The organism is Streptomyces sp. JLBT605 (genome assembly GCF_058215555.1).
The window spans coordinates 2,673,574-2,694,286 of record NZ_CM177087.1; the positions used below are offsets into that span (position 1 = coordinate 2,673,574).

Genomic DNA, 20,713 nt, shown 5'->3' on the forward strand with positions numbered 1-20,713 from the left:
TCCACGATCAACCGGTAGACAGGAAAGTCAGGTCGAGCCGCGCCGACCGCTTCTTGGGCAGGGTGGGAGGGGTGGTGGCCGCGCGCCGCGGCCAGATGCGCTTCCGGTCGTAGTCGGGCGCCGGAAGCGGCTGCCGTCCGGCGCGGTGGCCGTCCGCCTCGGCGGCGCGGCGCATGATCAGGTGCGCGTTGGTCCCGCCGAAGCCGAAGGCGCTGACGGCGGCGCGCTCCAGCCCAGCCCCGCCGGAGAAGTCCCGCACCTCGGTGGCCGGGTAGAAGGGCGACTCGGCGAAGGCGAAGCGCGGGTTGGGGTTGACGCAGTTGAGGGTCGGCGGCACCTGCTGGTGGCGCAGGCAGAGCGCGGTCTTGATCAGCCCGGCCACGCCGGCCGCGCTCAGCAGGTGCCCGACGTTCGTCTTGACGCTGCCCACCGCGCAGAACTCCTTGTCCGCGGTGTGCTTGCGGAAGACCGCGGTGAGCGCCTGGAGCTCGATCGGGTCGCCGATCATCGTGCCGGTGCCGTGCGCCTCGACGTAGCCGATGGTCCGCGGGTCGATGGAGCCGGTGCGCAGGGCCTCCTCGATGAGCTCCCGCTGGGCGGCCACGCTGGGCGTGGTGTACCCCATGGTGCGGCCGTCGTTGTTCACCGCGGACGCCTCGATCACCGCGAGGATCCGGTCGCCGTCGCGCTGGGCCGCGTCCAGCCGCTTGAGCAGCACCATGCCCGCGCCCTCACCGGGGACGAAGCCGTCGGCGGCCTGGTCGAAGGTGTGGCACCGGCCGGTCGGCGACAGCGCCTTGCCCTCGCTCAGCAGCAGGTACGGGTCCTCGTCGAGCAGCAGGTCGACGCCGCCGGCCAGCGCCATCTCGCTCTCCCCGGCCGCCAGGCTCTGGCAGGCCAGGTGCACGGTGACCAGCGAGGACGAACAGGCGCTGTCCACCACCAGGTTGGGCCCGGTCAGGTCGAAGTGGTGGGAGAGATGGGCCGCGATGAAGTTCTGGTTGAGGCCGACGATGGCCTCCCTGGGCAGCGGCCGCAGGTATTCGCGGTAGTTGGCCGAGCGGGTGCCGAGGTAGACGCCGACGCGCCGCCGCTTGAGCTCCTCGTCCCGGTAGCCCGCGTCCCGCAGACACTCCGCGGTGATCTCCAGGGCCTTGCGCGCCAGCGGGTCGAGGTGGTCGGCGGTGCGCTCGTCGAAGCCGAAGTACCCGGGGTCGAAGTCGGCCGCGTCGTCGATGAACCCACCCCACTTGCTGATGCTCTTGCCCGGCCCGCCGTCCGGCGAGTACAGCGCGTCCACGTCCCAGCGGGTGGGCGGCACCTCGGTGATGGAGCTGCGTCCCTGGACGAGGTTCCGCCAGAAGGCCGCCGGGTCCTCGGCGCCGGGGAAGCGGCAGGCCATGCCGATGACCGCGATCGGCACCGGGCCGCCGGGGGCGGCAGCCTGTCCCTGGGGCAGGGGGTCTGCGAGGGGGCTCCGGGCGGAGGTCTCCGCCCGCGCCTCCTCCTCGGCCGACGGCCGGGTACCGGACAGCGTGGCGGTCGCGTACGCCCCGGCCCGGCCGTGCGCCGCGTCCAGGACGGCGGCCCCGGCCCCCGGCACCGGGCCGCCCTCAGGGGCCGGACCGGACCCGGCCCCGGCGGCCGGCTCCGCGACGGCGGCGCGTACCTGCTCGGCCGACAGCTCGGCGAGCGCCACCGCCAGCTCCTTCAGGGTGGGGAACTCCTGGAGCAGCGTCGGGTCGACGGCGTGTCCCAGGGCGCGCTCCAGATCGCGCACCAGCTCCGCCAGCAGCAGGGAGTCCACGCCGAGTTCGGCGAAGGAGGCGGTGGCGGGCAGCTCGCCCGGCCCTGTCTTGAGGGTCTTCGCGAAGACGCCGGTCAGCCAGTCGACGACCGCGCCGGGTGCCGGTTCCTCGGCACCGGAGGCGTCGGCGGCCGCGCGCGAGGTGGCGTCCGGGGCGGTGACCGCCTCGGACACCGCACCGGCCACCGGCCGCGCCGGCTCGTCCGACGGGCGCGCCGGCTCGGCCACCGGCCCGGCCGCGGGGCCCGGCAGCGGGGCGCGCAGCAGCTCGGCGGTGTCGACCCGGGCGCGGTCGACGCGGCACGCCATCACCACCGGGTGTCCCTCGATCGCGAGCGCGGCGTCCAGCAGGCGCAGCGCGTCCGCCACCGGCAGCGCGGGGATGCCCAGGCCGTCGGCGGCACCGCCCCGGTCCCGGCCCAGGCCGGTGTCCTGCCACACCGGCCACTGCACGGAGCGCACCGCGCAGTCGGTCCGGTCGGCATGGGCGGCCGCGAAGTCGTCGAGGAAGGCGTTGGCGGTCGCGTAGTCGGCGTAGGAGACCCCGAGGCCGGGCACCCCGGCGGAGATCGACGAGAACAGCGCCAGCAGCCGCGGCGGCTGGTCCGCGAGAGCGGCCCACAGCGTGCGCAGCCCGCGCACCTTGGGGTCGAGGACACGCTGCACGTCCTCCACCGGCTTGGCCAGCAGGGAGCGGCTGTCGTCCATCGCGCCCGCGGCGTGGAAGACCGCGGTGATCGGGCCGCCGCGCCGCCGCGCCGCGTCCAGCAGCTTCTTCAGCGAAGCGGGGTCGCTCAGCGCGTGGGTGCGCACCTCCAGCGAGGCGCCCGCGGCCACCAGCTCGCTCAGGCCGGCCAGCCGCCGGGCGAGCTTCGGCTCGGTGTCCGGGTCGGCCGCCAGCGCCTCCCACCTGGTGCGGCCGGGCAGCCGGCCGCGGCCGATGAGCAGCAGATGGCGTGCCCCGCGGCGGTGCAGCTCGCGGGCGAGGTGCAGGCCGATCTCGCCGGTGCCGCCGGTGATCACCACCGTGCCGGCGGCGAGGTCGTCGAGCGGACTCGGGGCACCGTCCGTGCCGCGCCTGCCGGAGCCGCCGGGGCCGTTGCCGTCCGGACCGCTGCCGTCGAGGCCGCTGCCGTCAGGGCCGTTGCTGTCCGGCCCGAGGAAGTCCAGCCGGGCGTGTTCGCGGCGGCCGGCGCGGTAGCGGACCTGCGTCTCGCGGTCGTCGGCGGCGAGTTCGGCGGCGAGCAGCGAGCGCAGGCCGTCCGCCTCGCCGGGGCCGAAGTCGACCTGCACGGTACGGCTCCGCACGGTCCGGAACTCGCTGGACAGCACCCGGTACAGCCCCGCCGCCTCGGTGACCGCCGTGCCGCTGGCGAGGTGCAGCAGGGCGGGTCCGGTCAGCCGGTGCTGGGCCAGCAGTTCCTGGAGCAGCACCAGCCGGCCGCGGAAGTCCGCGGCGGTCGCCGGTTCCTGCCCGGCCGGCCACCAGTCGGCGAGGTCGACGAGTCCGGCGAGCCGCTCGCCGGGGCCGAGGCCGCCGTGCGCGGCCAGCACCGCGTCCAGGGTGCCGGGCCGCGCGGTCAGCTCAGCGGCGGGCACCGCGATCACCCGGCAGTCCGGGCCCAGCTGCCCGGAGAGCGCGGCGGCGGCCGCCGCGGAGACCTCGTTGACCAGGAGGAGGTACGCGCCGGGCGCGGGGGCCGGGGCGGGCGCCGCCAGGGGCGCGGAGGGGTGCCAGCCGCGGACCAGGAACGCGTCCACGACGGCGGGCGCCGCGGCGGACCCGCCCGTGCCAGAGCCTTCCGCGGCGGACCCGTCCGTGCCAGGGCCCTCCGTGGCAGACCCGGCCGCGACGAAGCCCTCCGCGCCGCGGCCGTCCACGCGGGCTGCCGCCAGGGCCTGGGCGCCGGCGGTCGTCGTGGGCGCGATCCAGTGCTGGTCTCGGCGGAAGGGGTAGCCGGGCAGCGAGACGCGGCGCGGCCGCGGCCCCGGCCCGTACAGCGCGGCCCAGTCGGCCTCGCCGCCCGCCGCCCAGTCGCGCGCCCGTTCCTCGGCGGCGGAGCCGGCGGCCGGATCGGCGGCGCCGGCCGCGCCGGTCCACACGCCGGGCAGCGGGGTGTGGCCCGCGAGGAAGCCGCGCAGCTTGGAGCGGAGCTCCTCGGGCGAGTCGGCGACGATCGCCAGCCGCTCGGCCATCGCCGCGCGGCCGGTCTGCAGGGTGTACGCGACCGCGTCCAGCGGAGGGCACGAGCCGCTGTCGAGCAGCGCCAGCAGATTGCGGGCGGCATCGCCCAGGGCCGCCGGGGTGCGCGCCGACAGCGGCACGACGAACGGCCCGGCGGCCGGCCCGCCCGCTTCCTCCGGCGCCCGGAACTCCTCCAGCACCACATGGGCGTTGGTGCCGCCCATGCCGAAGGAGCTGACGCCCGCGCGGCGCGGCACCGGCCTCCCCTCGGCGTCGGTGGCCGGGGTCCACGGCGTCCGCTCGCGCTGGATGCGCAGCGGCGACCCGTCGAGCCGGATCATCGGGTTGAGCTGCCGGAAGTTGCGGTTCGCGGGCAGTTCCCCGTGGTGCATCGCCAGCATCACCTTGATCATCCCGGCGGTGCCGGCGGCCGCCTCCAGATGCCCGATGGCGGTCTTCACCGAGCCGAGGCCGATGTGCGGTTCGGTCGGCATCTCGCGGCCCCGTTCCCGGTACAGCCGCTCGAAGGCGGCCGAGATCCCGGAGACCTCGATGGGGTCGCCGAGGACGGTCCCGGTGCCGTGTGCCTCCAGATAGCCGACGGTCGCCGGGTCGATCCCGGCCGCCCGGTACGCCTGGGTGATCAGGTCCGCCTGGGCGTCGGGGTTGGGCGCGGTGAGGGACTGCGCCTGGCCGCCGTGGTTGGTCGCCACGCTCTTGATCACCGCGTGGATCCGGTCGCCGTCGGCGCGGGCCTGCCGCAGCGGCTTGAGGACCAGCGCGCACACGCCCTCGCCGCGCACGTATCCGCCTGCTTCAGCGTCGAAGGTCCGGCAGACGCCGTCCGCGCTGAGCACCCCGGTCCTGGCGTAGGCCGCGTGCTGGCCGGGGTCGCAGATCACGTTGACCCCGCCGACCAGCGCCTGTTCGCAGGAGCCGTCGCGCAGCGCCCGTACCGCCTGGTCCACCGCGACCAGGGACGAGGAGCACAGGGTGTCGACGGCGACGCTCGCGCCGTGGAAGCCGAAGGCGTAGGACACCCGGTTGGCGATGATCGAGGGCGAGGTGGCCACGCTGCGGTGCGGCTCGGCCGAGGTCAGGTGCTCGCGCAGCACGGCCGCGTAGTCGCTGTGGCACACGCCCACGAAGACCCCGGTCCGGCTGCCACGCAGCCGGGTGACGTCGTGGCCGGCGTCCTCGAACGCCTCCCAGGACACTTCGAGGAAGAGCCGCTGCTGCGGGTCCATCAGCTCGGCCTCGCGCGGCGAGATCCGGAAGAAGGCGTGGTCGAAGCGGCGGATGTCGCGCAGGAAGCCGCCGCGCCGGACCGGCTCGCCGTCCGGGGACGAGGTGCGCGGACTCCAGCGGTCGGCGGGGATCTCGCCGATGGCGTCCCGTCCGTCCACCAGCAGCTGCCACAGCTCGCCTACGGAGTCGGCGCCGGGGAAGCGGCCCGCCATGCCCACCACGGCGATCTCGTCGTCCGCCGCGGGCTGGGAGGTAGCGGACGCGGCGCGGTACGGGGCGCGGCGCCGGGGCGCCGCCTCCCGGGGGGCCGCCGGTTCGCCGGTCACCACCCGGGCGATGTCCTCGAGGGTGAAGCTCTGGAAGAGCCGGCTGGGGTCGACGTCGATGCCGAGCCGGCCGGTGGCGTCCTGCGCGAAGGAGGAGAGCGCGAAGCTGTCCAGGCCGAGGGTGCGCAGGTCGGCGTCGGGGGCGAGGGTGTCCTCGGGCACCTCCAGCGCGCGGGCCATGACCGGCGTCAGGCGGCGGGTCAGCTCGTCCCGGGAGCCGGTGGGCGCGGCCGCCCGGCGTACGGCCGGGGATGCGTCGGCCGCCAGCTGCTTGACGGTGCGGATCCGGGCGAGCACCGCCTGGTCGCTGGAGCGCAGCAGCGTGGACTCCAGGTGGACCCGGTCCGCCTCGGTGCGGCAGGAGTCGAGCCGGAAGCGGACGGCGTCGTCGGGGCCGCAGTTGCCCAGGTACATCACGTCACGGCTGACCGTGGAGGCGGCGGCGGTCCAGTCCCGGTCGCCGTGCGGGGCGTCCGGCAGCGCGTGGAAGTACTGCCGCTCGCAGTGGTCGTTGATGTGCGGGTAGGAGGCGAAGTAGAGCAGGCCGGCGCCGTTGAGGTCGAGGTAGGGGTTGAGCTCGTAGGTGTGGGCGAAGAGCTCGCCACCGTCGGGCCGGGTGGCCGGCTCCGCCGGCCGGGCCGCCATGAACTCCCGCCGGAAGGCCAGCAGGCCCTCGTCCGCGGGCAGCTCGGGGCGGACCCCGGGGACCCGGGGGACCACAGGGGTGAGCACGTTGCCCGCCGAGGGCTTCACGAAGACCGTGATCAGCTGGGCGGTGACGGTCCGGTCCTGGGACCGGAAGGTCAGCTCGCTGCCGTAGGTCCGCTCGTCCAGCCGGCTCAGCCGTCCGTCGAGTTCGCATGCGTCGCCCTCGCGGAAGGCGCTGAGCGGCTGCGCGGCGTCCATCGCCAAGCGCACGAAGGCGGGGAGCACCCGCTCCCCCTGCGCGTCCCGCAGTTCCGTCACGGGGACGCCGAAGTGGTCGGCCGTCAACTGCCAGTGAAAGTCACCGAACTCCTTGAAGAGCCAGTTCTCGGAGAGCCCGCCCACCGCCATCTGCGGCAGGGCAAGGCGCAGGTGCCTGGATCCCACCAATCCCCCTCGAAGAACCGATGAAGGCCGATGGACTCGGCCCGGAGCGCTCGCCGCTCAACCCCACCGCGTCATGCATTCGACCAGACCCCTCGGCGGATCCGGAACCCCTAATCCCGCCGTGGCCCAGGGTCGTATAGGGGCTGGGTCACCACCCCTGACCTGCGCGAACTTCCTGTCGGCGGGCTGAGGGCAGCGGGGTCAGCGGCCCCACCACAAGGGTCGCCCGCACGGTGGCGGGACGGAACGGCACGGCGACCGCGCCCACCACCCCGGGCAGGGGTTCGACATGCGTCAGATGCCAGGGCCCGGGCGGGGAGAAAGGCGCGGCGGGGCCCTCGACCACGGTGGGCGCGTCGGTGTCCAGCGGCACCCGGAAGGAGTCCAGCCCCACCGACAGCCCGACCCCGATCGCCTTGACGACGGCTTCCTTCCGGGTCCAGCCCCGGTAGAGCGCGGCGCTGCGCCGGTCCGCCGGCAGGGCGGCGATCGCCTGCCGCTCGGCCGGGTGGAAGTAGTCCGCGACCCCGGTGGAGCCGAGGTCGTCCCGGACCGCTTCGACGTCCACGCCGATCGGCCGAGTCGCCACACCGACCAGGGTCAGGTCCGCGCAGTGCGAGAGGTTGAACTCCAGCCCGGCGGGCGCCACCGGCCCCAGGAGCAGCGGCTTTCCCTGGGGTCCCGCGCCGAAGACCAGGTCACGGGGCGATACCGGCACATACCAGGACAGCACTCGGCGCAGAAAAGCGTGGCTGATGAGGTATTGGCGCCGGTGCCGTGCGAAGACGAAACCGTCCGCCTTCTTCTGTTCCTCGGGCGACAGCAGCGCGTGGAGATCCCGGGGGTCGTCCTCCCAGGAATGCGAGCGCACCGCCCACAGATGCACGCCGTCGGTGGGCACCGGAGGGACCCCCAGGGGATCCGGAAGGCCGGACCGGGGATCGATTCGCCGAAGCAGCCAAGCGGCTTGCGGGGTGAACATCGCATTCATGGCCGACCCCCGCGCCCTTCCCGCCCCGGAACACGGGACGACCGCTCTGGCAATGGCCATTGGAGCAGAGCGGTGCGGGAACCGAGTACCCCTATCCTGACGCCCCGGCCTAGGGGGCGCCCTGAGGGGGCCGGCCGCCAACACCACGGGAACAGCGGGAAGGTTGGGGTGCGCTCTGCGCGAACGTGCCGGTCAGCCGACCGGACAAGAGTGCCCATCGGATGAAATCGACGATGTGCGCGAGCGAACTCCGCAGAATACCACCGGGGTTGGCCCGTAACACAATCAAAGAAGCGGAAAATCAGACAGTTACTGGCATGATTTTCGTCGCTGCGCCGCTGTTCGCTCTTGCTATCGTGGCTGATGAGCTAGGGGAACAGCCGACAGCCGTGCCGAATGGAATTTCGGCGGCGACCCGGCTATTCGGCTGCCTCCAGGGGTCAGGCGTGGGGTCTGGCGTCCTGGCCTACGGGGAATGGGGGCAACCAGGTGTTGGCCGACCGCGACACTGAGATATCAGGTCTGACCGAAATGCTGACGGAGTGCGCTGAGGGGACCAGCGCACTCGCCGTGATCCGCGGATCCACCGCAACCGGCAAGACGGAACTACTACGCGCATTGTGCAAGCTCGCCGCCGACCGCGGATTCCGCGTCCTGACCGCGATCGGCTCGGCCCTGGAAAAGCCCTTCCCCTACGCCCTCCTGGAGCAGCTCTTCCCCGAGGCCAGCCCGCAGCCCCCCGCCGAGGAGAACGACCGGCCCGACGACCACCCCTCCGGCACCCCGGAAGGGGCCCACACGGCCACCGTGCCGCCGCGCACCCTGCGTCACATCCAGCGGGCGGCCCACCAGCTCGCCGCCGAGCGCCCCCTGCTGCTGGCCATCGACGACGTCCAGCACGCCGACCACGCCTCCCTGCACTGTCTGCTCTACCTCATCCGCCGCCTGCGGTCCGCGCCCATCGCCCTGGTCGTCACCGCCTCCCCGCACAGCGCGTCCGACCACCCGCTGCTGAGCGAGATGCGGTACCAGCCCGTCACCCGCCACTACCAGCTCTCCACCCTCAGCCTGCCCGGCATCGCCACGCTGCTGGCCCGGCAGATGGACGAGGAGCACGCCGAGCGGGTCGCGGAGGAATTCCTCTCCACCAGCGGCGGCAACCCGCTCCTGGTACGCGCGCTGCTGCACGACACCACCGGGGCGGCCCCCGGCGCGGAACGGCCGTCCATGGTCGCCGGGGACGCCTTCCACCAGGCCGCCCTGGCCTGCGTGCACCGCAGCGGCGACGCCGCCCGGCAGATGGCCCGGGGCATCGCGCTGCTGGCCGGGCACGGCTCCACCGAGCTGGCCGGCCGCCTGGTCGAGGTCACCCCCCGGGCGGCCGCCCAGGCCCTGGAGGTGCTCACCGAATCGGGTCTGCTGCGGCAGGAGCAGTTCCGGCATCCCGCGCTGCGCGCCGCCGTGCTGGACGACATCCCCGCCGCGCGCCTCACCGAGCTCCACCGCCGGGCGGCCCGCATGCTGCGCGAGGAAGGGGCCCCGCCCACCGCCATCGCCGAGCACCTGCTGCACTGCGGCCCGCTCGGCGAGGGCTGGGAGGCCCCACTGCTGCGCCTGGCCGCCGAGCAGTTCCTCTTCGGCGACCAGCACAAGCTCGCCGGCCACTGCCTGCGACTGGCCAGCCGCTGCTGGACCAAGGAGGAGGACCGGCTCGCCGACCAGGCCGCCGCCGCCAGCATCACCTGGCGCATCGACCCCAAGGCCGTCATCCCGCAGCTCCAGTCGCTGACCTCACCGGCCGCGGCGGGCATGCTCTCCCCGCACACCGTCCTCCACCTCACCCGCGCCCTGCTGTGGTGCGGGCTGGAGAGCGAGGCGGTCGCGGCCGCCGGGGGCCTGCCGCACGACGGGCACGGCCCCGAACTCACCGACGAGCTGCTCGTCACCTGGCTGCGCCTGGCCACCACCTACCCCGGCGCGCTGACCCGGATGCGCGGAGCCCTCGGGCCCACCCCGCCGCGCCGGGTGCCGCCCGCCTCCGAGACCGACAGCCCCGGGCTCAACGCGGCCCGCTCCCTGCACACCGCCCTCACCGGCGGGGACGCCAAGGACATCGTTGCCGGAGCCGAACTGGTGCTCCAGTCCGTCCAGCTCGGCAAGGAGTCGATGGAGCTGCCGCAGTCCGCCCTGCACGCCCTCATCTACATCGACCGGCTCAACCTCGCCGAGTCCTGGTGCGACCGCCTGCTGGACCAGGCCGCCAAGCAGTTCACCCCCGCCTGGGACGCGCTGCTCATCTCCACCAAGGCCATGATCTCGCTGCGCAAGGGAAAGCTGCCCGCCGCCCGCGACCAGGCTCTCGAAGCCCTCTCCCTGATGCCGGTGCTCGGCTGGAGCGTGGGCATCGCCCTGCCGCTGGCCACCCTCGTGGAGGCGTACACCGCCATGGGCGAGCACGAGGCCGCCGCCGAGGTCCTGCTGCGCCCGGTGCCGGAGGCCGCCTTCCAGACCCGCTTCGGCGTGCACTACCAGTACGCCCGGGCCCGGCACCACCTCGCCATCGACCAGTGCCAGGCCGCCCTGTCCTGCTTCCTGTCCATCGGCCGTCAGCTCCAGACCTGGCGGATCGACTGCCCGGGCCTGGCGCCCTGGCGGGTCGGCGCGGCGGAGGCATGGCTGCTGCTGAACAAGCCCCAGCGCGCCGCCGAGCTGCTGGACGAGCAGCTGCGCCGCGCCGAGCGCCACCAGCCCCGGGCCGCGGGCGCGGCGCTGCGGGCGCTGGCCGCCACCCGTGCCCCCGCCCAGCGCCCCGCCCTGCTGGTGCGCGCCCTGGAGATGTTCCAGACCGGTGGCGACCGGTACAACATGACCCGGGCGCTGGCCGACCTCAGCAAGGCCCAGCAGCAGCTGGGGAACGGCAGCGAGGCACGCCAGGTCGTCCGCCGGGCGCTGCGCCTCGCCCAGGAGTGCGGGGCCGAGCACCTTCAGCAGTCGATCCTGCCGACCCTGACCAGCGAGGCCCCGCCCGCCCGTCCGCGGGCCAAGGCACTGGAGTCCGCGGCGCTCACCGACGCCGAGCGCCGGGTCGCCTCCCTCGCGGCTCAGGGCCACACCAACCGGGAGGTCGCGGCGAAGCTCTACATCACCGTCAGCACCGTCGAGCAGCACCTCACCCGGGTGTACCGGAAGTTCCAGATCAAGCACCGCCACCAGCTGCCGGCGAGCCTGGGCTTCGTGGACGCCGCCACCGTCGCCTGACCCGCCCTCCCCGGGGGCCCGCCCCCGGGGATCGGCCAGGCCCCCTCGGCCCGGCCTCGCCCGGGTCAGTCGCGCCCTGTGCAGATCGGCAGCAGCACGTCCGAGATCAGGTTGACCACCGCGGAGCGGTTGTCCTCCAGGTAGAAGTGGCCGCCGGGGAAGACGTGCAGGTCGAACTCGCCGGTGGTGTGCGCCTCCCAGGCGCGGGCCTCCCCCAGGGTGGTCTCCGGGTCGGCGTCCCCCACCAGGACCGTGACCGGGCACCCCACCCGGGCCCCGGACTCGCTGCGGTAGCTGCCGGCCACCGCGTAGTCCGCCCGGACCACCGGCAGGAAGATCTTCAGCAGCCCCGCGTCCGCCAGGATCTGCGCGTCCGTCCCGCTGAGCCGCTTCAGCTCCTCCACCACGTCCGCGTCGGACGGGGCCCGCATCTGCGGGGCGTACAGCTGCTGGGACGGCGCGCACCGGCCCGAGGCGAAGAGCTGGACGGGGGTGATGCCCTGCTCCCGCTCCAGGATCCGGGTCAGCTCGAAGGCCACCGCCGCGCCCATGCTGTGCCCGAAGAGCGCCAGCGGCCGGTCGATGGTCCCCTTGAGCACCTCGGCGACCCCCGCCGCCAGCTCCCCGGCACTGCGCGCCGGCGCCTCCCATCTGCGGTCCTGCCGGCCGGGGTACTGCACCGCGAGCACCTCGACGGACGGGGAGAGCGCCTCGGAGATCGGGAAGTACGCGCTGGCCGAGCCTCCTGCGTGCGGCAGACACACCAGGCTGACAGCACTGTCCGGGGCAGGGTGGAAACGCCGGATCCACAGGTCGTAATCGTCTGGCCGGGGAGACACGTGATCATTCCCATCCGTGAGAGCGGGTGAGTTCGGACCGGGCAGCAAGATTCGCCCCCGGGCAGCGTCGGGCGAAACCCCTATCGCCGACATATCTGCGCCGACCACCCCCTATGCCGACCGGTCATATCCCGCACCGGGGAGCAAACGGGCGCGGAAAAGCAAAAAGGGCGGGCCCGCACATCCGAAGATGTGCGGGCCCGCCCCGAGCCGCCTGCCCGAAGGCAGAGCGGTTCAGATCACCTGGGTCACTTGTTGATCTTGGTGACCTGGCCGGCGCCGACGGTGCGGCCACCCTCACGGATGGTGAAGCGCAGGCCCTCCTCCATGGCGACCGGCTGGATGAGGCTGACGCTCATCTCGGCGTTGTCGCCCGGCATGACCATCTCGGTGCCCTCCTTGAGGGTCACCACGCCGGTCACGTCCGTGGTACGGAAGTAGAACTGCGGGCGGTAGTTGTTGAAGAACGGGGTGTGGCGGCCACCCTCGTCCTTCGACAGGATGTAGGCCGTGGCCTCGAACTCGGTGTGCGGGGTGACCGAACCCGGCTTGATGATGCACTGGCCGCGCTCGACGTCCTCGCGCTTGATGCCACGGAGGAGCAGACCGACGTTCTCACCGGCCTGGCCCTCGTCGAGCAGCTTGCGGAACATCTCGATACCGGTGACGGTGGTCGAGGTCTTCTCGGTCTTGATGCCGATGATGTCGACCGGCTCGTTGACCTTGAGGACACCACGCTCGATACGGCCGGTGACGACCGTACCGCGACCGGTGATGGTGAAGACGTCCTCGATCGGCATCAGGAACGGCTTGTCGACGTCACGCTCGGGCTGCGGGATGTTCTCGTCGACAGCCTTCATCAGGCCGAGGAGCTTCTCGCCCCACTCCTTGTCGCCCTCCAGCGCCTTCAGCGCGGAGACCTGGACGACCGGAGCGGCGTCGCCGTCGAACTCGTACTCGTTGAGGAGCTCACGGACCTCGAGCTCGACGAGCTCCAGGATCTCCTCGTCGTCCACCATGTCGGCCTTGTTCAGGGCGACGACGATGTACGGAACGCCGGACTGGCGGGCCAGGAGCACGTGCTCCTTGGTCTGCGGCATCGGGCCGTCGGTGGCGGCGACCACCAGGATGGCGCCGTCCATCTGCGCCGCACCGGTGATCATGTTCTTGATGTAGTCCGCGTGACCCGGGCAGTCGACGTGGGCGTAGTGACGCGACTCGGTCTGGTACTCGACGTGCGCGATGGAGATGGTGATACCGCGCTGCCGCTCCTCCGGCGCCTTGTCGATCTCGTCGAACGGCGTGAAGGGGTTCAGGTCCGGGTACGCGTCGTGCAGCACCTTGGTGATCGCCGCGGTAAGAGTGGTCTTACCGTGGTCGACGTGACCGATGGTGCCGATGTTGACGTGCGGCTTAGTCCGCTCGAACTTCGCCTTCGCCACTGGGGTCCTCCTGTGTGGTTCTGTACGCACCCACTCTTTGTGGATGTCGTTCAGGTGGTCTTACCGAACCGGCCAGGACCCCGAGGGGGGATTCCCTTCGCCGTATTCGTTTCTGGGGCCGGCGGCCGGGGCCCCGTCACAGACCACATGGTGCGGTCTGTGACGGTATGCCCCGATGCCATTAGCTCCAGCCTAAAGGGGTTGGCAACGAAGTGTTACTCGCCCTTGGCCTTCGCGATGATCTCCTCGGCGACGTTCTTGGGAACCTCGGCGTAGGAGTCGAACTGCATGGAGTAGCTGGCGCGGCCAGAGGTCTTGCTGCGCAGGTCTCCGACGTAGCCGAACATCTCGGACAGCGGAACCAGGCCGGTGACCAGCTTGGCGCCACTGCGGTCCTCCATGGACTGAATCTGTCCACGGCGGGAGTTGATGTCGCCGATCACATCGCCCATGTAGTCCTCGGGCGTGGTGACCTCGACCTTCATCATCGGCTCGAGCAGGGCCGGGCTGGCCTTGCGGGCGGCCTCCTTGAAGGCCATCGAACCGGCGATCTTGAAGGCCATCTCGGAGGAGTCGACCTCGTGGTAGGCACCGTCGAGCAGCGTGACCTTGACACCCGTCAGCGGGTAGCCGGCCAGCACGCCGAACTCCATGGCCTCCTGGCAGCCGGCGTCCACGGACGGGATGTACTCCCGCGGGACACGGCCACCGGTGACCTTGTTCTCGAACTCGTAGCCGTCGCCCTCGAGGGGCTCGAGCGCGATCTGCACCTTCGCGAACTGGCCGGAACCACCAGTCTGCTTCTTGTGGGTGTAGTCGAGGCGCTCGACCGCCTTGCGGAGGGTCTCGCGGTAGGCCACCTGCGGCTTACCGACGTTCGCCTCCACCTTGAACTCACGGCGCATACGGTCGACCAGCACGTCCAGGTGCAGCTCGCCCATGCCGGAGATGATGGTCTGGCCGGTCTCCTCGTCAGTCTTGACGCGGAAGGACGGGTCCTCCTCGGCCAGGCGCTGGATGGCGACACCCAGCTTCTCCTGGTCGCCCTTGGACTTCGGCTCGATGGCGACCTCGATCACCGGGGCCGGGAAGTCCATGGACTCCAGGATCACCGGCTGCGCCGAGTCACAGAGCGTCTCACCCGTGGTGGTCTGCTTCAGGCCCATGACGGCGACGATGTCACCGGCACCCACCGACTCGATCTCCTCACGCTTGTTGGCGTGCATGCGGTAGATCTTGCCGATGCGCTCCTTCTTGCCCTTGACGGAGTTCTGGACCTGAGAGCCCGACTCCAGGCGTCCGGAGTAGATGCGGACGAAGGTGAGCTTGCCGAGGTGCGGGTCGCTCATGATCTTGAACGCCAGCGCCGACAGCGGCTCGTCATCGGACGGCTTGCGCTTGATGACCTCGTCCGGGTTGTTCACGGCCTGGCCCTCGATCGCCTCGATGTCGATCGGGGAGGGCAGGTAGCGAATGACCGCGTCGAGCAGGGGCTGGACGCCCTTGTTCTTGAACGCGGTGCCGCAGAACACCGGGGTGACGGTGGTGCCGCCGCCCTTGCCGGAGTTGATGGTGATGCGGCGCACGGCCGCGTACAGCTGCTCCTCGGTGGGCTCCTGGCCCTCCAGGTACAGCTCCATCATCTCTTCGTCGTTCTCGGCGACGACCTCGAGCAGCTTGCCGCGGTACTCCTCGGCAGCCTCGATGTGGGTGTCCGGGATGTCGACGACGTCGTACATCTCGCCCTTGGTGGCCTCGGCGGACCACACCAGAGCCTTCATCCGGACCAGGTCGACGACACCCTTGAAGTCCGCCTCAGCGCCGATCGGCAGCTGCATGACGATCGGGGTCGCACCGAGGCGGTCGACGATCATGTCGACGCAGCGGTGGAACTCCGCACCGGTGCGGTCCAGCTTGTTGACGAAGCAGATACGCGGCACGCCGTAGCGGTCCGCCTGACGCCACACGGTCTCGGACTGGGGCTCGACACCGGCGACACCGTCGAACACCGTGACGGCACCGTCGAGGACACGCAGCGAACGCTCCACCTCAACGGTGAAGTCGACGTGACCCGGGGTGTCGATGATGTTGATGGTGTGATCGACGTCCTCGAGCGACCAGTGACAGGTCGTCGCGGCCGACGTGATCGTGATGCCGCGCTCCTGCTCCTGCTCCATCCAGTCCATCGTGGCAGCGCCGTCGTGGACCTCACCGATCTTGTACGAAACACCGGTGTAGAACAGGATCCGCTCGGTGGTGGTCGTCTTGCCCGCGTCGATGTGGGCCATGATCCCGATGTTGCGGACCCTGGCCAGGTCAAGCGAAGTGGTGGCCATTTGGCTCAGTCTTCTCTCGGATCTCGATGGGGGTAGCGACTACCAGCGGTAGTGCGCGAAGGCCTTGTTGGACTCGGCCATCTTGTGGGTGTCCTCGCGACGCTTGACGGAGGCGCCCAGACCGTTGCTGGCGTCCAGCAGCTCGTTCATCAGGCGCTCGGTCATGGTCTTCTCGCGACGGGCGCGGGAGTAGCCCACGAGCCAGCGCAGCGCGAGGGTGGAGGCGCGGCCGGGCTTGACCTCGACCGGCACCTGGTAGGTGGCGCCACCGACACGGCGGGACTTGACCTCGAGAGCCGGCTTCACGTTCTCGAGCGCGCGCTTGAGGGTGATGACCGGGTCGTTGCCGGTCTTCTCGCGCAGGCCCTCCATGGCGCCGTACACGATGCGCTCAGCGGTGGACCGCTTGCCGTTCAGCAGGATCTTGTTGATCAGCGAGGTGACAAGAGGAGAGTTGTAGACCGGGTCGATGATGACCGGGCGCTTCGGGGCGGGGCCCTTACGAGGCATTCTTACTTCTCCTTCTTGGCGCCGTAGCGGCTGCGAGCCTGCTTGCGGTTCTTGACGCCCTGCGTGTCGAGGGAGCCGCGGATGATCTTGTAACGAACACCCGGCAGGTCCTTCACACGACCGCCACGCACGAGCACGATGGAGTGCTCCTGCAGGTTGTGGCCCTCACCCGGAATGTAAGCGGTGACCTCGATGCCGCTGGTCAGACGCACACGCGCGACCTTACGCAGGGCCGAGTTCGGCTTCTTCGGGGTGGTCGTGAAAACACGCGTGCAGACGCCGCGACGCTGAGGGGATCCCTCGAGTGCGGGCGTCTTGTTCTTCTCGACCTTGTCCTGCCGGCCCTTGCGGACCAGCTGCTGGATCGTAGGCACCGTTTCTCCGGTTTCTGTGTGCCGTCTCAGTAAAGCTAACCCGGGGCATTCTCCGACCCACGCGGTCGGGTGTGTCGCGAACTGCAGACCTCCGCGAATGCGAGAGAGTGCAGATTTTGGTGTCGACACCTCGGGCCCCGTGCGGGTCGCTCTCCGGCCGAACCGGATCGAGCGCGCACGGAAGCCCGGGGACACCCCAGGCACAAGGTCAGAGCGTACCTACAGCATGGGCTCCGGTCAAAACAAATGCACACGCACCAAGGCACACGGAACCCGCAGCATAGCGCCGCAAGGCGGCCACCCGCGAGGGGTGACCGCCTTGTGGTCATGGCTGACGCAGGTCAGCTCACTGGTTGTACGGACCGTAGTCGTAGTCCTCCAGCGGAACCGCCTGGCCGGAGCCGGTGCCGAACGGCGAGTAGTCGATGTCGTCGTAACCGACGGCCGAGTACATCGCGGCCTTGGCCTCCTCGGTCGGCTCGACCCGGATGTTGCGGTAGCGGGACAGGCCCGTACCGGCCGGGATGAGCTTACCGATGATGACGTTCTCCTTGAGGCCGATCAGGGAGTCCGACTTGGCGTTGATCGCCGCGTCGGTCAGGACCCTGGTGGTCTCCTGGAAGGACGCCGCCGACAGCCACGACTCGGTCGCCAGCGAGGCCTTGGTGATACCCATCAGCTGCGGACGGCCGGAGGCGGGGTGACCGCCCTCGGTGACCACACGGCGGTTCTCCGACTCGAAGCGCGAGCGCTCCACGAGCTCGCCCGGCAGCAGCTCCGCGTCGCCGGACTCGATGATCGTCACGCGGCGCAGCATCTGCCGGATGATGATCTCGATGTGCTTGTCGTGGATCGACACACCCTGCGAGTTGTAGACCTTCTGGACCTCGCCGACCAGGTGCACCTGGACGGCGCGCTGGCCGAGGATGCGCAGCACGTCGTGCGGGTTGGTGGCACCCACGGTCAGCGCCTGGCCGACCTCGACGTGGTCGCCCTCCTCCACCAGCAGACGGGCACGCTTCGAGATGCCGTAGGCGGTCTCGTCGGAGCCGTCGTCCGGGGTGACGACGATCTTCTTGGTCTTCTCGGTCTCCTCGATCCGGACGCGGCCGGCCGCCTCCGAGATCGGCGCGACACCCTTGGGCGTACGGGCCTCGAAGAGCTCGACGACACGCGGCAGACCCTGGGTGATGTCGTCACCGGCCACACCACCGGTGTGGAAGGTACGCATCGTCAGCTGGGTACCGGGCTCACCGATGGACTGGGCGGCGATGATGCCGACCGCCTCACCGATGTCCACCAGCTTGCCGGTGGCCAGCGAGCGGCCGTAGCACATGGCACAGGTGCCGACGGCGGACTCGCAGGTGAGGACCGAGCGGGTCTTGACCTGCTCGACGCCGTGCCGGACGAGCTCCTGGATGAGCACGTCGCCCAGGTCGGTACCGGCCGGGGCCAGCACCTTGCCGTCGACCACGATGTCCTCGGCGAGGCAGCGCGCGTACACGCTGGTCTCGACGTCGTCCGTCTTGCGCAGCACGCCGTCCGCGCCCTTGGACGCGATCGCCAGCTTCAGGCCGCGCTCGGTGCCGCAGTCCTCCTCGCGGATGATCACGTCCTGCGAGACGTCCACCAGACGACGGGTCAGGTAACCCGAGTCGGCGGTACGCAGGGCGGTGTCGGCGAGACCCTTACGGGCACCGTGGGTGGAGATGAAGTACTCCAGCACGGACAGACCCTCGCGGAACGAGGCCTTGATCGGACGCGGGATGGTCTCGTTCTTCGCGTTCGACACCAGACCACGCATACCGGCGATCTGCCGCATCTGCATCATGTTTCCTCGGGCGCCCGAGTCAACCATCATGAAGATGGGGTTGGTCTTGGGGAAGTTCGCGTTCATCGCCTCGGCGACCTCGTTGGTCGCCTTGGTCCAGATCGCGATGAGCTCCTGCGTGCGCTCGTCCTTGGTGATCAGACCGCGCTCGTACTGCTTCTGGACCTTCTCGTCCTGCGCCTCGTACCCCGCGACGATGGCCTTCTTGGCCTCGGGGACGACGACGTCGGAGATCGCGACGGTGACACCGGAACGGGTGGCCCAGTGGAAACCGGCCGCCTTCAGGTTGTCCAGGGTCGCCGCGACGATGACCTTCGGGTAGCGCTCGGCGAGGTCGTTGACGATCTCGGAGAGCTGCTTCTTGCCCACCGAGTAGTCGACGAACGGGTAGTCCTCGGGCAGCAGCTCGTTGAAGAGCGCGCGGCCCAGCGTGGTGCGCAGCCGGAAGCTGTCACCCTGCTGCCACTCCGGCTCGCCCTCCTCGGCGACCGGCGGGGTCCAGCCGCGCGGCGGGACGGTGCCGACCGGGAAGCGGATGTCGATCTTCGCCTGGAGCGAGAGCTCGCGGGCGTCGAACGCCATGATCGCCTCGGCGGTGGAGCCGAAGGACCGGCCCTCGCCGATGACCTTGCGCTCCTCCTCGTCGGTGGTGAGGAAGAACAGGCCCAGCACCATGTCCTGGGTCGGCATGGTCACCGGCCGGCCGTCGGCCGGCTTGAGGATGTTGTTCGAGGACAGCATCAGGATGCGGGCCTCGGCCTGCGCCTCCGCGGAGAGCGGCAGGTGCACGGCCATCTGGTCACCGTCGAAGTCCGCGTTGAACGCGGTGCACACGAGCGGGTGGATCTGGATGGCCTTGCCCTCGACCAGCTGCGGCTCGAAGGCCTGGATGCCGAGGCGGTGCAGGGTGGGCGCACGGTTCAGCAGCACCGGGTGCTCGGCGATGACCTCTTCGAGGACGTCGTACACCACGGTGCGGCCGCGCTCGACCATGCGCTTGGCCGACTTGATGTTCTGCGCGTGGTTCAGGTCGACCAGGCGCTTCATCACGAACGGCTTGAACAGCTCCAGCGCCATGGCCTTGGGCAGACCACACTGGTGCAGCTTCAGCTGCGGGCCGACGACGATGACCGAACGGGCCGAGTAGTCGACTCGCTTGCCGAGCAGGTTCTGACGGAAGCGACCCTGCTTACCCTTCAGCATGTCGCTGAGGGACTTCAGCGGGCGGTTACCGGGGCCGGTCACCGGGCGACCGCGGCGGCCGTTGTCGAACAGCGCGTCGACGGCCTCCTGCAGCATCCGCTTCTCGTTGTTCACGATGATCTCGGGGGCACCGAGGTCGAGCAGACGCTTCAGACGGTTGTTCCGGTTGATCACACGGCGGTACAGGTCGTTCAGGTCGGAGGTCGCGAAGCGGCCACCGTCCAGCTGCACCATCGGACGCAGGTCCGGCGGGATCACGGGGATGCAGTCCAGCACCATGCCCTTGGGGCTGTTGCGGGTCTGCAGGAAGGCGGAGACGACCTTGAGGCGCTTGAGCGCACGGGTCTTCTTCTGGCCCTTGCCGGTCCGGATGATCTCGCGGAGGCGCTCGGCCTCCTCCTCCAGGTCGAAGGTCTCCAGGCGCTTCTGCAGCGCCGCGGCACCCATCGACCCGTCGAAGTACGTGCCGAAGCGGTCACGCAGCTCGCGGTAGAGCAGCTCGTCGCCCTCGAGGTCCTGGACCTTGAGGTTCTTGAAGCGGTTCCACACCTCGTCGAGACGGTCGATCTCGCGCTGCGCGCGGTCGCGCAGCTGCTTCATCTCACGCTCGGCGCCCTCGCGCACCTTGCGGCGCACATCGGCCTTGGCGCCCTCGGCCTCCAGCTCGGCCAGGTCGGTCTCGAGCTTCTTGGCGCGGGCTTCCAGGTCGGCGTCGCGGCGCTGCTCGATCTGCTGACGCTCGACGGAGACGTGGGCCTCCAGCGAGGGCAGGTCGCGGGTGCGGCGCTCCTCGTCCACGTACGTGATCATGTACGCGGCGAAGTAGATGACCTTCTCGAGGTCCTTCGGGGCGAGGTCGAGCAGGTAGCCCAGCCGCGACGGAACGCCCTTGAAGTACCAGATGTGGGTGACGGGAGCGGCCAGCTCGATGTGGCCCATCCGCTCACGGCGCACCTTGGCGCGAGTGACCTCGACACCGCAGCGCTCGCAGATGATGCCCTTGAAGCGGACACGCTTGTACTTACCGCAGTAGCACTCCCAGTCCCGGGTGGGGCCGAAGATCTTCTCGCAGAAGAGTCCGTCCTTTTCCGGCTTCAGGGTGCGGTAGTTGATGGTCTCCGGCTTCTTGACCTCGCCGTGGGACCACTGTCGGATGTCGTCCGCGGTCGCCAGGCCGATCCGCAGCTCGTCGAAGAAGTTGACGTCGAGCACTTGTCGTCAATCCCTCTTTCAGGGTCGTGTCTTCAGGGGTCTGACTGGGGTCCGGGGAC

At 70.7% G+C, this 20,713-nt stretch carries 9 protein-coding genes; 1 reads left to right on the forward strand and 8 read right to left on the reverse strand.

All coding sequences use genetic code 11. The features are described from left to right. Window positions 1-7: 7 nt before the first annotated feature. Entirely contained in the window at window positions 8-6,658 is a 6,651-nt protein-coding gene (locus tag AC4BDD_RS11730; protein WP_490690942.1) for a beta-ketoacyl synthase N-terminal-like domain-containing protein, read from the reverse strand. A gap of 148 nt (window positions 6,659-6,806) precedes the next feature. Continuing rightward, window positions 6,807-7,559: a 4'-phosphopantetheinyl transferase family protein gene (locus AC4BDD_RS11735; RefSeq protein ID WP_490690943.1), complete on the reverse strand. Its 753-nt coding sequence runs from the start codon at window positions 7,557-7,559 to the stop codon at window positions 6,807-6,809. A 621-nt stretch (window positions 7,560-8,180) separates the two neighbouring features. Here AC4BDD_RS11735 and AC4BDD_RS11740 point away from each other — a divergent pair. Beyond that, window positions 8,181-10,907 (forward strand): helix-turn-helix transcriptional regulator, encoded by a 2,727-nt coding sequence (locus AC4BDD_RS11740; RefSeq protein WP_490690944.1) that lies wholly within the window; start codon window positions 8,181-8,183, stop codon window positions 10,905-10,907. A gap of 65 nt (window positions 10,908-10,972) precedes the next feature. Here the strand turns inward: AC4BDD_RS11740 and AC4BDD_RS11745 are convergent, their stop codons facing one another. The 6 genes from AC4BDD_RS11745 to AC4BDD_RS11770 all read right to left on the reverse strand — a co-directional run bounded on the left by AC4BDD_RS11745 (window position 10,973) and on the right by AC4BDD_RS11770 (window position 20,654). After that, window positions 10,973-11,746 carry a thioesterase II family protein gene (locus tag AC4BDD_RS11745; RefSeq protein WP_490690945.1) on the reverse strand — a complete coding sequence of 258 codons (774 nt, stop codon included), beginning with the start codon at window positions 11,744-11,746 and terminating at the stop codon, window positions 10,973-10,975. Window positions 11,747-11,994: 248 nt separating this feature from the next. Next, window positions 11,995-13,188 carry an elongation factor Tu gene (gene tuf / locus AC4BDD_RS11750; protein ID WP_490690946.1) on the reverse strand — a complete coding sequence of 398 codons (1,194 nt, stop codon included), beginning with the start codon at window positions 13,186-13,188 and terminating at the stop codon, window positions 11,995-11,997. 215 nt (window positions 13,189-13,403) lie between these two features. Beyond that, window positions 13,404-15,524 carry an elongation factor G gene (gene fusA, locus AC4BDD_RS11755; RefSeq protein WP_490690947.1) on the reverse strand — a complete coding sequence of 707 codons (2,121 nt, stop codon included), beginning with the start codon at window positions 15,522-15,524 and terminating at the stop codon, window positions 13,404-13,406. Window positions 15,525-15,563: 39 nt separating this feature from the next. Beyond that, complete coding sequence (gene rpsG / locus AC4BDD_RS11760; protein WP_135340137.1) at window positions 15,564-16,034, reverse strand: 30S ribosomal protein S7; 471 nt, start codon at window positions 16,032-16,034, stop codon at window positions 15,564-15,566. Window positions 16,035-16,036: 2 nt separating this feature from the next. Then, window positions 16,037-16,408, reverse strand: coding sequence for a 30S ribosomal protein S12 (gene rpsL / locus AC4BDD_RS11765; RefSeq protein ID WP_003948652.1), 372 nt, complete (start codon window positions 16,406-16,408; stop codon window positions 16,037-16,039). Window positions 16,409-16,754: 346 nt separating this feature from the next. Beyond that, complete coding sequence (locus AC4BDD_RS11770; RefSeq protein WP_490690948.1) at window positions 16,755-20,654, reverse strand: DNA-directed RNA polymerase subunit beta'; 3,900 nt, start codon at window positions 20,652-20,654, stop codon at window positions 16,755-16,757. Window positions 20,655-20,713: the final 59 nt, after the last annotated feature.

Coding starts and splice junctions, on each gene's coding strand:
- AC4BDD_RS11740 (WP_490690944.1), top strand. CDS start 8,181: ATGCTGACGGAGTGCGCTGAGGGGACCAGCGCACTCGCCGTGATCCGC.
- fusA (WP_490690947.1), bottom strand. CDS start 15,524: ATGGCCACCACTTCGCTTGACCTGGCCAGGGTCCGCAACATCGGGATC.
- rpsG (WP_135340137.1), bottom strand. CDS start 16,034: ATGCCTCGTAAGGGCCCCGCCCCGAAGCGCCCGGTCATCATCGACCCG.